Raw genomic sequence first — 13,889 nt, 5'->3', positions numbered from 1 at the left:
GTCGGCACCCCTGATGTATTGGGGCATTTGCTGATAAAGGACAAGGAAAAAGCTGGGATTCGGTTAAGACCGAACCGCTTGGCGCAAGCCCGGGCGGCCATCCGGCAACAGGGCCGCGGGCAAGCGGCCGGCCCCCGCACCCGGCCCCCGCACCGGCAAAGGCACATGGATACGAAGATGATCGACGAACAGCCCTTCTGGAAAACCAAGCGCCTGGACGAGATGGACAATGCCCAGTGGGAAGCGCTGTGCGACGGCTGCGGCCTCTGTTGTCTCAACAAGCTCGAGGACTGGGAGACCGGCGAGGTGGCCTTCACCTCGGTCGCCTGCCGGCTGCTGGACGGCGAGACCTGCGGCTGCAAGGATTATGAAAACCGCCAGGCGACCGTGCCCGACTGCATCCAGTTGTCGATCGAGAAGGTCGACGACATCGCCTGGTTGCCGCCCACCTGCGCCTACCGGCTGGTACGTGACGGCGAGGACCTCTACTGGTGGCACTATCTCGTCTCCGGTGACCGCGACACCGTCCACCAGGCCGGCATTTCCGCAAAGGGCCGCACGGTGTCGGAAGACGACGTCGCGGTGGAAGACTTCGAGGACTATATCGTCGACTGGCCGCTGACGGTGGGAGACGACGCCGCCGCGCAAAAGGCCTGAGGCGTCAATCGCGCCGGGCGACGCCTGGATATCCGACGACGTTCGAAAAGCCATGCCGCTTTGGCCATCACGGATGGATTGCGCAAGCGCTCTTGCGTGGCGGCAATGCGGCTGTCGTTGCAGGCGAACCGGCGGCGCGCCCTTCTATGGGAGGGAGGGGGCGCAAGTATTCACCTTCAAAATTGATCCCAATGCGTAATGTGACTGTTCGAAGGATTGCAATTCCATCGAGACGTGCGGTTTCTATTGCGCCTTTGAAAGATCACGCAAAGTTTATCGGAGGATATCGGACGCGGGTTTGACCGCGGGTGTCGGTGCACATAAGCTACCTTTGGTTGTGTAAATTGATTTGCACAACCTAACCCAAGGAGAACCACGATGCTGAAAGCTGTAACAATTGCTCTGCCATTCGTGTTCGTCGCCGGTCTGGCGTCCGCAGACACGGTCGGCTATGCCTTCCGCGGCACCGCGGAGATCACCACCAACCTGAACGGCCTCAGCTGCACGCTGAAAGGGTCCGGCGCCGGCTCCGTGCCGTCAGGCTGCAATTACTCGATCGGCGTCGATCCGGAGGCTGGCAAGTGGAGCCTCAGCCTGACCGCCGGCAATGATGTCTGCACGCAGTCCCAGACCTCCGATGGCGGCACGGCCTGCCAGTTCAACTAGAGCATTTCCAGGAAAAGTGTTGTCGCGGTTTTCCGTCCGGAAAAGCGTAAAGACAACAGACTGGAGAACGTCAGGTGAACTCGGGTTTACCGGACGTGCTTCAGGCGCGTGATGCGCGGTGACGGGGGTCCTCTCGCCGCCGCGCAAACCCTCTCGGCGCCGACGCGGCACCCCGCGCCGGCGCGTCCGGGTCCCGCCAACGGGGGACGGGCGACCGTCCGGGCTTCGGTCCGCGGCCATGGTTCGGCCGGCGCGGCATGGGCTGACGGGGATGCATGCTCCCTTGCGCCCCTCGCCATTTCCCGGCCTGCGCGCTATGTCCCTGCACGAGCCAATGACACATGGGAGTGCAAGGACATGGGCAAACGGATCATCTTTACCGGCGGCAGCGGCAAGGCGGGGCGCCATGTGGTGCCTTATCTGAGGGACAGGGGCCATCACGTCGCCAATCTCGATCTGGTGCCGCTGGAATGCCCGGGCGTCGAGACGCTGATCACCGACCTGACCGACAGCGGCCAGGTGTTCAATGCGCTCAGCATGCATGCGGATTTTTCCGGACTGGAGACCGGCAAAGGTCCGGCGCCGGTCGATGCGGTGGTGCATTTCGCCGCCATTCCGCGCATCCTGATCAAGCCGGACAACCTGACCTTCTCCACCAATACGGTCTCGACCTATAACGTCATCGAGGCCGCGGTGAAGCTCGGCATCCGCAAGGTGATCATCGCGTCGAGCGAAACGACCTATGGCGTCTGCTTTGCCGAGGGCGACAAGGACTATCACGAATTCCCGCTGACCGAGGACTACGACGTCGACCCGATGGACAGCTATGGCCTGTCGAAGGTGGTCAACGAGAAGACCGCGCGCGCCTTTGCCATGCGCACCGGCGCCGATATATACGCGCTCAGGATCGGCAATGTCATCGAGCCGGACGAATACGGCAAGTTCGAGGATTTTCTCAAGGATCCGCCGAGCCGCAAGCGCAATGCCTGGTCCTATATCGATGCGCGCGATCTCGGCCAGATCGTCGATCTGTGCGTCGAAAAGGACGGGCTCGGCTTCCAGGTGTTCAACGCCGTCAACGACACGATCACCGCCAACGAGCCGACCCGGGAATTTCTGGCGAAATATGCCCCGGATACGCCGATCACCGGCGAAATCGACGGCTATGACGCGCCGCTGTCCAATGCCAAGGCGCGCACAGTGCTCGGTTTCCGCGAGGAGCATGACTGGCGCAAATATGTAGGTGCAGGCGCGCGCGACTGACACCGCCTTACGCATCCCAGATGCTTTGCGACGTCAAAGGGTCCGGCGAGATGCGCAGACAACCCGGAGGAACAGGTGGCGCCCCGCAGTGCCACCTGTTCGCCCTTGCATCACCCTTGAAACCGCAACGGGTCCGCTACTGCCGTCTGTGTCTGGCGGCAGCCATTACGGGTTCAAGAATGTCGGATTCGAGAATGTCTTGATCTGCTGGGCGCCGGATCGCGTGCCATGGCTGCGGCGTGCGGAGACCGGTGACAGCGAAAGCTTTGTCCTGCAAGAAGTCCGGCCAATTGCCCTCGTTGTCCAAAGTGTCGTTCCAGGTTTGCAAATGAAGACATCAATATAAGTATTATGTGCTTTATGTTTTTGATTAGAATCTGATTCTCGGTAGTCTACAAGAGTTATTCGAGGCTTCTAGCATTTCTTCCCGACAGTGTTGCTCCGGCGCGATGCCGGCGCCGCGGGCCGAACCTCCCCGAAGCGACGGGCTCGCAGGAAAGGCAGAGGTGCTGCCTCCCCAAAAAAAATCGCCGCGCCGCAGATCTGCCGGAGAGTGGGACATCCCGGCGGAACGATGCGGCGCGGCTGCCCGACGGGATAGGGGTTAACCGTCGGGATCATGGTGCCGGGCGCGCGCCGGCCGTCGGTGGCGACGGGCGGGCCTCTCCCGGCATAGAGGGTCGGTGGCCGCTGTCAGCTTGCGAGCCCGAGTTCGACCGGATCGAAATCGCCGTCTGCCTCCGTCATTCCCGGCTGCTTGGCCATGGTGAAGGAGAAGGTCGCGTTGTTGAAGATCGGCGAGGAGACGCCCTGGCCGTTGCCGTCCGCGTGCCGGCCGGCCCATACGGATTTGTAGCCGCCGGGATTCTGGCCGTTCAGCTCGATGATGAAATTGCCGTTATCGTCCTCGACCCAACGGCCGACCTGGCGCCCCAGCGCCGAGGCCGTCGCGTCCTGGTTGAAGGTCCAGACGACGGTGCCGCTGTTGGGAACATCGAATTTCCAGGTCGTGGATGCAAGTGAAGACATCGCTCCTCCTTCTCGGCTTCATGCCAAGTGATTGTGAATGAACATCAATTTGCGAAGTTGCGGACCGGTGCCGACGAATCAGACTCTAAATTAGAGACTCTGAAAATGCAACGCTGCCGGGCATCGGCCGATGCCGGTTTGTCAGGGGTGACTTTTGGCAGGTCTGCTGCAAGTTGCAGGACGAGGGATGCGGCCTCAGCCGCCCTTGACCAGCGTGAAGGCGATCAGCGTCATCAGCGCGGCGATCGTGCCGTCGAGCACCCGCCAGGCCAGCGGCCGGGCAAACAGCGGCGTCAGCCGGCGCGCGCCAAAGCCGAGGCTGAAGAAGAAGGCGAAGGACGCGGTGATCGCGCCGAGCGCAAAGGCCAGCCGTTCGCCGGGAAACTGGGTCGAGATCGAGCCCAGAAAGACGACCGTGTCGAGATAGACATGCGGGTTGAGAAAGGTGAGCGCCAGCGTCGTCGCCAGCACCGTCTTCAGCGCGGCCGGCGGCTGGCCATGCACGTCGAGGGCCGCTCCGCCCTTCACCGCCGAGATCAGGTTCTTTACCGCATACCAGAGCAGGAAGGCCGCACCGCCATAGCGCATCACCGGTTCCAGCAAGGGAAGGGCCGCCTTGACCGCGGCCAGCCCCGTGACGCCGAGGGCAATCAGCAGGGCATCCGACAGGGCGCAGGTCAGCACCACCGGCAGCACATGCTCGCGGCGCAGCCCCTGGCGCAGAACGAAGGCGTTCTGGGCGCCGATCGCAACGATCAGGCTCAGCCCCATGGAAAATCCGGTCAATGCGGCAGAAAACGCCATGGTCCGTCCCCGAAACGAGTGGTGTCGGGAGGCTGTAGGCGGCTGTTTGAACTTAGGCCAGTTAAATGATCTGCGATCGGATTAGCAAAACTGATGTCGCCAATGCCAAGAGCGACCGTCACGGCGGTGACGATCGCAAGCGTTCTGCCCGTTATGGCCGCAGGCCTGCCTGATCAGAATTCCTGCCAGGTCTCGCCGCCGCCGTCTTCGCCGGCCGTTGCATTGCCGGCGGCGAACAGCTCTTCCAGCTTCAGGAAGCAGATCATCGTGCCCTGGTGGGCCAGGATGCCCTCGGCGTATTTCGCCGACTGGCCGGCGCTTTGCGGCACCGGCTGCAGGCTTTCGGCCGGCACGGTCAGGATGTCGGAGACACCTTCGACCAGCAGGCCGAGCGTCATGTCGTTGACATCGGTGACGATGATGGCGCTGCGTTCGGAGGCTTCCGTGCTCGGCATGCCGAGCTTGACCGAAAGGTCGATGATCGGGATCACCGTGCCCCGCAGATTGATCACGCCCAGAACCTCGCGCGGCGAATGCGGCACCGGGGTCACCGGCGCCCAGCCGCGGATCTCGCGGATGGAGCGGGTCTTGACGCAGAAGGATTGGTCATTGAGCCGGAAAGCGATGATTTCCAGCGACTCTGTTTGAGTTACGTTCATGTTCACGCGACGATCCTTGCCAGCTTGATTAGCGCACTCTGCTTCTAGTCTCGATAGCTGGCGCCAGGCTGGCTTTTCGGAGCGCTCATAGCGGTGCCACCCGCCGGCGCCACCGGCGCCGCGCTCTGGACCGGTACGACCCGTTAGGGTATCTGAAGTCTCGCGATAAAAATTAGGAAGGCTAAGGCGATGCTCGACTATCAGGCGCTGAAGGCCGTGGCGGCGGTGATCCGTACCGGCAGTTTCGACAAGGCCGCGCGCCTGATCCATGTCACGCCGTCGGCCGTCTCGCAGCGGGTGAAGCAGCTGGAGGAGCGCATGGGCGCGGTCCTTGTCGTGCGCGGCAGTCCCTGCACGGCGACCGAGACCGGCGACTGGCTCTGCCGCCATGTGGAGCAGGTCGAGCTGATGGAGGGCCAGCTGTTCGATGCCTGGCCGGCCCTGTCGCCGGCAGCGGATGGACCGGAGCGGGTGACGCTGTCGATCGCGGTCAATGCCGACAGCCTCGGCACCTGGTTTCTCGAGGCCCTGCAGCGGTTTTCGAAGACCGCCGATTGCCTGTTCGATCTGGCGGTCGACGACCAGGAGCACACGGCCGAGCGTCTGCGGCGGGGGCAGGTGGCCGCCGCCGTCACCAGTCTGGAACAGCCGATCCAGGGCTGCCGCCGGATCTATCTCGGCAGGCTGCGCTATCACGCGACGGCGAGCCCGGATTTCATGGCCCGGCATTTTGCCGGCGGCGTCGATGCGCACAGTCTGGGCCTTGCTCCCGCGCTCACCTTCGACCGCAAGGACCGGCTGCAGCAGATGTGGCTTGCCGCGGCGACGGGCGGCGAACCTGCCATCCCGACCCACTGGCTGCCCTCGACACAAGGCTTCGTCGAAGCCGCCCTTCGCGGACTGGGCTGGGGGATGAATCCGGCCGCGCTGGTGGCCGGCCATCTGGCCGACGGCCGCCTTGTCGAGCTGATACCGGGCAAGGTGATCGATGTGCCGCTCTACTGGCAGATCAGCCGGCTCGCCTCCGCTCCGCTCGCCGGCCTGACGGAGGCGGTGCGCGCGGCGGCAGCCGAGGGGCTGGAGACCGAAGACCGCGGCCAGGGCGGCCGGCAAGGCTAGCGCCCCGGCATCCGGCCGGCACGTTCGTGCGTGCAGGTTGCGGCCGCAGATGAACCTTTTGCCGGGCCCGCGGCACCCAGTCCAGGTCCGGCAAGCCTTGTGTCGGACAAGGTGAACAATGGAAAGGTGCCACATGCCCACGATCAATGGAGTGACATACCCGGACACGGCGGCAGCCCTCAAAAGCTCGGGCAACGCCGCGCTCGTCAAGCTCTTCCACCAGCTTTGCGGTGCGACGCTCACCGCCAGGGACAAGAAGTTTCTCACCGCGGCGAAGACCGCCAAGGCGACCTCGAGCCACGCCGCGTTTGAATTGACCGGCCTGCATCTGGGCAAATGCGCGATTTCGCTGCCGTCGCAGGCGCAGACCGCGATCAAGGGCAAGCTCCACAAGCGCGGTCATCTCGCGATGGATGGCAAGGCCATTCTCAAGCTCGTCGAGGACGCGCAGACCCTTCTCGAGGAGAGTGTCGAGGCCGAGGTGATGGCCGACATCTACGAATTTCCGGCCTTCAAGACCCTGCATCGCAAGATTGTCTACGCCGACGTGCAGCCGAACATGGCGATGGCCACCCGCCTCGGCATCTCCGACGCCAAGGGCCTCAAGGACATCGAGTTCCATATGCGGATGGGCGAGCATGCCTCTGCCGGCAAGCTGATCGACAAGCTGACCGAGATCGAGGCGATGAAGAAAAAGGGTCCGGCGATCGCCAGGAAGCTGATGCAGCAGAACCCGAACTACCGGTAGCGTATCGCCGCGATCGGGCCGGCCCCGGCTTGCCGCCCCGATCGCGGGCCTGAATGTTGCCTCGCAGGCCGGCTTGCCGACCGGCACGGTCCGGCTCAGCCGCCGCTTAAGGCTGCCAGCAGCCGGGCTGCGACATAGACCTCGGTACCGGCAAGCCCGGTCGAGCAGAACAGGGTGATGTCCTCCTCGCTCTCGCGGCGCGGGCTCTCGCCGACCAGGATCCGGTCGAGCTCCATCAGCCTGTCGGCATCGGGCGTGCCGTCGAGAAAGAAGGGTTTGTCATAGGCATGGCACTGCGCCACGCTGTCGGTTGCGATGATCCGGGCCCGGCCGGCAAGGTCGGTGCCGATCTCGCTGGCGCCCGCCATTTTCGGCCCGACGCTGGTCACATGGGTGCCGGGCTTCAACCAGGCGGCCTCCAGCACCGGGCTTGTCGCCGTCGTGCCGCAGATGACGATATCGGCATCGGCCACGGCCTCTTCGGCGCTTTCGGCCGGTTCGGCCGGCAATTCGAACTGTGCGGTCACCTGTTCGGCAAAGCTTTCGCGGTTTTCCGCCGAACGGCTATAGACCTTGACGGCGCTGATCGGCCGCAGATGCTTGGCGGCGGCGATCTGCATGAAGGCCTGCCGCCCGCCGCCGATCACGCCGATGGTCGTGGCATCCTCGCGCGCGAGAAGCTTGATCGCGATGCCGCCGATCGCGCCGGTGCGCAATTCGCCGAGCCGGCGACCGAGCACCAGTCCCTGCAGCGCGCCGGTTTCGGTATGCCAGACGGCGACCACCTGGTCGTGCTTGGCCTGGTCGAAACTGGTATAGGCGCGAAAGCCCGCAAGCCCGTTGTCGCCGCCGGTGCCGCCGATGGTGAGAAACAGGCTGCCCGACGGGGCAAATGGCACGACATGGCGCGGCGGCGCGATCAGCAGCCCCTCCGCCTTGACCCGCAGCGAGGCATCTATCGCCTCGAGTGCGACCCCCATGGCGGTATCATTGTCGAGATCTTCGTCGGTCAGGATGGTCGGCATGTTTCGGGCGCTCCTCGGCTGCGGGTCGATCGACTGGGTCGCCGCGCACTGAACGCGCAACGGCCGTCCCGGTCAATGGGAGGAGAAGGCGCGACAGCCGGAAGGGTTCCGGCGGCCACGTCCTTCGATCGCCGGCCGCCGCGGCACGCAGGTCGAAAGGCCCGATCCCCGCATCGCGTCGTCGCTGGCACGGCCCGTGCCAATGGCCGGGCGTCAGGTCGCAGCGGCTTTCGGCAACACGCCGAAACGCTGGAACTGCTTGATCAGCTCCGGCAGCCTCTCGGGGATCAGGCTGTCGTCCGGCTGGATATCAAGGATGAAGTCGAGGTGCCGTTTGGCGGCGTCACCGTCGCCGGCCAGATGACTGTCGATCAGGCGTTTGGTCATCTCGATGGCCTTGCTGTCTTGGCTCCGGTCCTGGCCGAACCGGTAGCCGCACAGGATCAGCCGCTTCTTGTCGACCCGCACATTTACTGTCGCCGCCTGCTTCGTCGTCCTGTCCTTCAGCATGGCGTGGAGCCTGGCGGCCATGCCGCGCTTCAGCACCGCGTGCCGCTTGTGGAAGTGTTCGGAACGGAAGAACTTGTCGATATGATCCTGCTTGATCATGCTCTCGATGGCGACCATGGCGGCTTTGTAGATGCCCGGCCAATCCTTGTTCTCCCAGTCGCTTTTGTCCGCAAGCCCCTTGGCCTTATTGCGCAAGGCGCTGGAGATGTTGATATGGTAGGGGGCCGTCTCATGCAGATACATGGTGTAGAGCATGTTGGGAATCGAAGCGTTCTCGTTCTGCAGGAACTTGTAGCTCTCTGTCGCCTGGACGGAATCCAGATAGTCGCGGAACGCCGGGCCTATGGTCTTGCTCTGCAGCATCGTGATGACCCCGTCGGGATATGTGACGCCGTCGATTTTTTTGGTCATTCGCAGTCTTCCCTTTGCTGGCGGGCGCTCGTTTGAGCAGGCCCTGGCTGCGGGACAGGACCGGCCGGGCGCGGTCGCTGTTCCCCGTAAGACTGAGTGCGCCTCTGCGGCAAAAAGGTTCGCTCCGCGACCCGTTTGCCGGCGCCCCGGCCAGGCGCCGGCCAGGCCGCCCGCCACAATCTTGCCTTTATGGGAACCTCTGCCACGGCCTGCGGTTTACGTTCCGAGCGATAAAAATGTCCCGGAGGGAATGGATGAAGCTGGAATTTGCGCGCGGGCGCGATGCCGAACGGCCGGGGGAGATCCCGGCGCATGGCCTGATCGATGTCGCGTGGCGGGTGTGGAACGAGATTTCAGACGACCGCATCACGCTGATTGCCGCGGGTGTCACCTATTATGCGCTGCTGGCGATCTTTCCGGCGCTGTCCATGTTCGTCTCCGTCTATGGCCTGCTTGCCGATCCGACCTCGATCGTCGAGCATGCCCGTGCGGTGACCTCCTTCCTGCCGGCCGATACCGTCGGCATCTTCATCGACCAGCTGCAGGCGCTGGCAAGCCAGAAGGCCTCGACGCTGAGCTTCGGGGTGGCTGCGAGCCTGATCTTCGCGCTTTGGTCGGCGCATAACGGCATCCTGTCGATCTTCTCGGCGCTGAATGCGGTCTATGGCGAGAAAGAACAGCGCGGCATCCTCAGGCTCAACGGCATGGCCATGCTGTTCACCCTCGGCACGATCCTCGCCGCGATCGTGGTGATCTTTGCGATTGCCGCCGTGCCGATCATCCTGCGCACGATCTGGCTTGGCAGCCTGACCGCCACCCTGACCCTGATCGGCCGCTGGCCATTGCTGGCGATCCTTGCCATTCTCGGCTCGGCCATGCTCTACCGCTTCGGCCCGAGCCGCGAGCCGGCGCAGTTCAAATGGCTCTCCTGGGGCAGCGTCTTTACCGGTCTCGGCTGGTGCGCGGTCTCGGCCGGCTACTCGCTCTATCTCGACCATTTCGCCAATTACCAGGCAACCTATGGCACGCTCGGCGCGCTGATCGGTTTCATGGTCTGGGTCTGGCTGTCGGTGATCGTGCTGCTGGTCGGTGCCGAGATCAATGCCGAGCTCGAGCACCAGACCGAAATCGACACGACCACGGGTGCACCGCTGCCGATGGGCCAGCGCGGCGCCTATGTCGCCGACACGGTCGGCGAGGCAATCATGTAAGCTGGCCGGGCAGGGCGGCTGCCTCCAACGGCGCCGCCGCTCAAAGGCCGAAGGGGTTTTCGAAGCGGTAGTAGAAAAAGGTGCCGGCGGCGAGGGCGATCAGCACCACGGCGACAAAGGCCGCCTCGAAGCCGGCGGTGGCCACGATCAGCAGCCGCAGCAGGGCCGGGATGACGCAGAGCAGGCCGAGGGCTGTGATGCCGGCGCCGACAAGCGACAGCACCGACCACCACGAGCCGGCCCCGAGCCATGTCGCCAGATGCAGCCAGGTGCCGATATCGGCCGACGACCAGGCGGTGACGAGCCCCTGGCCTTCGCCGGCCATCAGCTTGGCCCCGATCGCGATCCCCACGCCGAGCACTGTCTGCAGCCCGAAAATGGCGCAGTCGAGCAGCGCCTGCCGCACGTCGCGGCGCTTCTGCTCGGGGCTGCGCGCCTTCCACAGGCGGGCCTTCAGCCGGCCGAAGGCCGAGGAGGCGGGCGCCGGCGCGCCGGACGGGCCGGCAGCAGCCTTGGCCGCCGCGGTCCGCTTGGCCTTCGGTCGGGTTGCCGGTTTCGCCGCCGCGCTCTTGGCCGCAGCCGGGTTTGGCGCTGCCGATGGTCTTGCAGATTTCGCCACCTTTGCCATCGTTCCTTCCGCTATCGGGATTGGTCTCGTTCGGGAGCGGACCGTAATGGCCATGGGCGGCAAATGGTAGGTCCGTCGGCACCGTCGGGCCGGCCATACCGGCAATGGATCGCCAGGTGTTGCCTTCCGACACCAGCAGCCCGGCGTGGCGACGGGCCGCCGGCCGCAACGCCCGGACCGGCCCGCCTTGCCGGACAAGGCCATCTTGCCGGTCCGCCCGCATGAGGGGGCAAAGCGCGCCCAAGGGGCGGCGGACGCGCCGCGCAATGCGGGGACCTGTTAGTCATTTCCCGGCCGGGCGCGACCGAATTGCCACTACATTCCCGAAGCCGTTCCAGATATATAAGGGTCTATCGGCGGCAAATCAGCATGGACCAGAGGCGTGCGTTTTATTCCATTTTTCGGTTGGTGGCGTGGCGGATCGGTGGGCGTGCGGGCGTTCATGATCGGGCTTGCCCTGATCACCACTCTTCCCCTTGCCCTGTTCTCGGTGCTGATCGTCGGCGAGCTGCGCGAGACCGAAATCGGCACGCTGCACCAGCGCGCCACGCAGCAGGCCGACACCTTTGCCCGCATCGTCGACCGGCAGTTGCATGACATGATCACCACGCTGCTGGTGCTGGAAACCTCGCCGGAGCTGGCCAGCGGCGATTTCGCCAGTTTCCATGCGCGCGCCAATGCCGCCCTTGCCCGCAGCGGCTGGTACATGCTGATCGTCAACCGCGAAGGCCAGCAGCTGCTCAACACCCGTGTCGCCTTCGGCCGGCCGCTCGGCAAGACCTCCAACATGGAGGCGCTGAACGAGACGATCAGGACCGGCCGCCCGGTGATCTCCGACGTGTTTTTCGGCCGCACCAGCGGACAGGTCGTCTATAATGTGATGAAGACGGTGGAACAGCCGGGCGTCAAGCCGGGCGAGGTCAACCTGATCCTCACCCAGAACGTCTCGGATGTCGAACGGCTGATCGGCGACCCGCAGCTGCCGCCCGGCTGGCATTATGCGCTGCTCGATGCGGCCAATGCTGTCGTCGCCTCCAACACCGATGCCGCGGTCGGCGACACCTTCCCGGCCGACCGGCTGGAGCGGGCCAAGCAGATGCAATACGGCCCCGAGACGATGTCGGAGCCGTCCGAGACCATGGGCTATTCGCGCGTCGGCATGACCGACTGGCGGATCGTCGTCTGGGGCCCGACCGACACGGCCGTCGCCTCGATCGGCTCGATCTGGCATAGCCTGATCCTGGCCGGCATCGGCTTTTTCGCGCTGTCGCTGTTCTGCGCGATGATTGTCGGCTGGAAGCTGCAATCGGCGATCCGCGGCATTGCGCAGCGCGCCGGCGGCGTCGGGCGCGGCGAGATCGTGTCGCCGCTCAGCACCGGCATCCACGAGATCGACCAGGTGTCGCGCTCGCTGTCGGAGGCCTCCTTCGACCGCAACCAGGCCGAGGAGCGGCTGCAGGTGGTGCTGCGCGAAATGGCCCACCGGACGAAGAACGTCATTCTCGTGGCGCAGTCACTGGTGCGCCAGACCGCCCGCCATAGCGACGACAAGCAGGCCTTCGTCGCCGCCATCACCGGCCGCATGGGCTCGTTTGCCCGCTCGCTCGAACTGCTGATGTCGGAACAGGAGACGGCGCCGAGCTTTGCCTCGCTGGTCACCGTGCAGCTGGAAAGCTTCATCGAGCCCGGCAACCGGCTGACGGTCGAGGGCCAGGATTTCCTGCTGGCCCGGGAAGCGGTCAAGGAAGTCGGCATGCTGGTGCATGAACTCGGCACCAATGCGATGAAATACGGCGCGCTGTCGGTGCCGGAAGGCCATCTCGACATCCGTTGGCAGGAGATCGACGAGGGCGGCCGCAAGGCGATCGAGATCACCTGGACCGAGCGCGGCGGCCCGATGCCGACCGAACCGACGCAAAAGGGCTTCGGCTCCACCCTGATCCAGGCCACCGCCCAGACCCTGCAGGGCACCGCGCGCTGCGACTACAAGCTCGAAGGCATCACCTGGACCATCCGCATCCCGGTCGCGACCCTGGTGAACGCGGCGTAGGGGGCGGGGGCGCCCGGGTGGCGAGACGGCAGCGCTGGGCCTCAATACCGGTCACCGGGCGTTTTCTGTCCTTGCCCTTAAGTCAGCAGTGAAGCGATCCTGTGCGAACGAATGTCTGCTCCAAAACGGGTTATGCAAGTCCTGTACGGTCCGAAACGTAACGGCCGGGCCGCAGGCCCAGCACCTTCTTGAAAGCAGAGCTGAAGGCACTCTCCGATTCGTATCCGACCTCGTGCGCAATTTCTGCGGATGCCAATTCTCCCTTTTCCAGCAAATTACAGGCGACCTGCATCCGCCAGTACAGCAAGTATTCCTTCGGAGCGGCGCCGACATATTTCTTGAAGTTCTGGGCAAACCCGGCGCGAGACATGCCAGATATGGCGGCCAGCGAAGCGACGGTCCACTTGCGTCCGCAATCGGCATGCATTGCTTCAATCGCCTTGGAAAGCTTTGGGTGAGATAGGGCTATCAGCCAACTTTCCTTTGCTGGCGTGAGGCGCGCATAGACCCGCAATGTCTGGAGCAGAATGATTGGGGCTAGATTGCCCATCATCAATGCTCGCCCTGCCGCAGTCCCGCGAAACTCTGCGCCAAAACGTTCCAGGCTCCATCTCAGAACGGCCGCCTGATCAAGATCGGATGGAAGGTGGATCACCGGAGGCAGCGACTTTAGGATCAGCCTGGAGAAGTGGCCCTGAAATTTGAACACGGAGCCGATCGAAAGGATGTCTCCGCCTCCCTCATGGACGATGACGCCATCTTCGTTGCGGCTATGTATCAAGTTCTCGGCGTAGACCGTTTGGTTGTCCGATTTGCGGGTCGAGAGAACGAAGCTGCGGCCATGGCTCACTAGAAAACAATCGCCAGCTCTGAGCCGGTAGCACGTATCGTCGCCCTCCACCGACAACCAGCACTCACCTTGGAGGATGACCTTGAAGCGCAGGGCTTCCGCTCTTGGGAAAACGATCGCCGACTTGCCGCCCACGTCGAAGGCGCAAGTGAGGAAGGAATCGAGTTTCACGCGCGTGAGCACGAGTGAGAGGACGTCCTCGAGAGCGACCGCGCTAGTCCACATGGTTTGGACGATTCAGCATAAATACAAGACAAAG

14 protein-coding genes are annotated in these 13,889 nt (G+C 64.1%); 7 read left to right on the top strand and 7 right to left on the bottom strand.

The genetic code is table 11. The annotated features are described in order from the left end of the window. Nucleotides 1-180 precede the first annotated feature (180 nt). From J2Z17_RS23390 to J2Z17_RS23380, 3 genes are all read left to right on the top strand, one after another. Complete coding sequence (locus J2Z17_RS23390) at nucleotides 181-657, top strand: YcgN family cysteine cluster protein (protein ID WP_209949029.1); 477 nt, start codon at nucleotides 181-183, stop codon at nucleotides 655-657. A gap of 378 nt (nucleotides 658-1,035) precedes the next feature. Beyond that, entirely contained in the window at nucleotides 1,036-1,323 is a 288-nt protein-coding gene (locus tag J2Z17_RS23385; RefSeq protein WP_209948916.1) for a hypothetical protein, read from the top strand. Between the two features lie 357 nt (nucleotides 1,324-1,680). After that, entirely contained in the window at nucleotides 1,681-2,586 is a 906-nt protein-coding gene (locus tag J2Z17_RS23380) for an NAD-dependent epimerase/dehydratase family protein (RefSeq protein ID WP_209948914.1), read from the top strand. A gap of 693 nt (nucleotides 2,587-3,279) precedes the next feature. Here J2Z17_RS23380 and J2Z17_RS23375 read toward each other — a convergent pair. The 3 genes from J2Z17_RS23375 to J2Z17_RS23365 all read right to left on the bottom strand — a co-directional run bounded on the left by J2Z17_RS23375 (nucleotide 3,280) and on the right by J2Z17_RS23365 (nucleotide 5,078). Continuing rightward, nucleotides 3,280-3,615 carry a hypothetical protein gene (locus tag J2Z17_RS23375; protein ID WP_209948912.1) on the bottom strand — a complete coding sequence of 112 codons (336 nt, stop codon included), beginning with the start codon at nucleotides 3,613-3,615 and terminating at the stop codon, nucleotides 3,280-3,282. A gap of 195 nt (nucleotides 3,616-3,810) precedes the next feature. Continuing rightward, nucleotides 3,811-4,419: a LysE/ArgO family amino acid transporter gene (locus J2Z17_RS23370; protein ID WP_209948910.1), complete on the bottom strand. Its 609-nt coding sequence runs from the start codon at nucleotides 4,417-4,419 to the stop codon at nucleotides 3,811-3,813. A gap of 173 nt (nucleotides 4,420-4,592) precedes the next feature. Then, complete coding sequence (locus J2Z17_RS23365; RefSeq protein WP_209948908.1) at nucleotides 4,593-5,078, bottom strand: chemotaxis protein CheW; 486 nt, start codon at nucleotides 5,076-5,078, stop codon at nucleotides 4,593-4,595. A 189-nt stretch (nucleotides 5,079-5,267) separates the two neighbouring features. Between J2Z17_RS23365 and J2Z17_RS23360 the strand changes: the two genes are divergently transcribed. Both J2Z17_RS23360 and J2Z17_RS23355 read left to right on the top strand, forming a co-directional pair. After that, the gene (locus J2Z17_RS23360) at nucleotides 5,268-6,197 is read left to right on the top strand and encodes a LysR family transcriptional regulator ArgP (protein WP_209948906.1); all 930 of its coding nucleotides are present in this window, start codon (nucleotides 5,268-5,270) and stop codon (nucleotides 6,195-6,197) included. Nucleotides 6,198-6,330: 133 nt separating this feature from the next. After that, entirely contained in the window at nucleotides 6,331-6,945 is a 615-nt protein-coding gene (locus tag J2Z17_RS23355; RefSeq protein ID WP_209948904.1) for a hypothetical protein, read from the top strand. 95 nt (nucleotides 6,946-7,040) lie between these two features. Here the strand turns inward: J2Z17_RS23355 and J2Z17_RS23350 are convergent, their stop codons facing one another. Together J2Z17_RS23350 and J2Z17_RS23345 are read right to left on the bottom strand one after the other, a co-directional pair. Beyond that, nucleotides 7,041-7,970 carry an ornithine cyclodeaminase family protein gene (locus tag J2Z17_RS23350; protein WP_209948902.1) on the bottom strand — a complete coding sequence of 310 codons (930 nt, stop codon included), beginning with the start codon at nucleotides 7,968-7,970 and terminating at the stop codon, nucleotides 7,041-7,043. A 213-nt stretch (nucleotides 7,971-8,183) separates the two neighbouring features. Further along, a complete protein-coding gene (locus J2Z17_RS23345; RefSeq protein ID WP_209948900.1) occupies nucleotides 8,184-8,891 on the bottom strand; it encodes a regulator of G-protein signaling domain-containing protein in 708 nt (235 codons plus the stop codon). A 254-nt stretch (nucleotides 8,892-9,145) separates the two neighbouring features. Between J2Z17_RS23345 and J2Z17_RS23340 the strand changes: the two genes are divergently transcribed. Continuing rightward, on the top strand, nucleotides 9,146-10,102 hold the full coding sequence (locus J2Z17_RS23340; protein ID WP_245224311.1) for a YihY/virulence factor BrkB family protein: 957 nt from the start codon (nucleotides 9,146-9,148) through the stop codon (nucleotides 10,100-10,102). 40 nt (nucleotides 10,103-10,142) lie between these two features. Here the strand turns inward: J2Z17_RS23340 and J2Z17_RS23335 are convergent, their stop codons facing one another. Continuing rightward, entirely contained in the window at nucleotides 10,143-10,730 is a 588-nt protein-coding gene (locus J2Z17_RS23335) for a hypothetical protein (protein ID WP_209948895.1), read from the bottom strand. A gap of 382 nt (nucleotides 10,731-11,112) precedes the next feature. Here J2Z17_RS23335 and J2Z17_RS25560 point away from each other — a divergent pair, with 382 nt between their 5' ends. Then, nucleotides 11,113-12,780 carry a sensor histidine kinase gene (locus J2Z17_RS25560; protein ID WP_209948893.1) on the top strand — a complete coding sequence of 556 codons (1,668 nt, stop codon included), beginning with the start codon at nucleotides 11,113-11,115 and terminating at the stop codon, nucleotides 12,778-12,780. 130 nt (nucleotides 12,781-12,910) lie between these two features. On the opposite strand, the gene J2Z17_RS23325 is transcribed toward J2Z17_RS25560, so the two are convergent. Beyond that, a complete protein-coding gene (locus J2Z17_RS23325; RefSeq protein ID WP_245224310.1) occupies nucleotides 12,911-13,855 on the bottom strand; it encodes an AraC family transcriptional regulator in 945 nt (314 codons plus the stop codon). Between the last annotated feature and the right edge of the window lie 34 nt (nucleotides 13,856-13,889).

Origin of the sequence: Heterorhizobium halophytocola, from assembly GCF_017873095.1 — a bacterium.
In the GTDB taxonomy this organism is placed as follows: domain Bacteria; phylum Pseudomonadota; class Alphaproteobacteria; order Rhizobiales; family Rhizobiaceae; genus Allorhizobium; species Allorhizobium halophytocola.
This window is presented reverse-complemented; position numbering and strand designations above follow the sequence as displayed.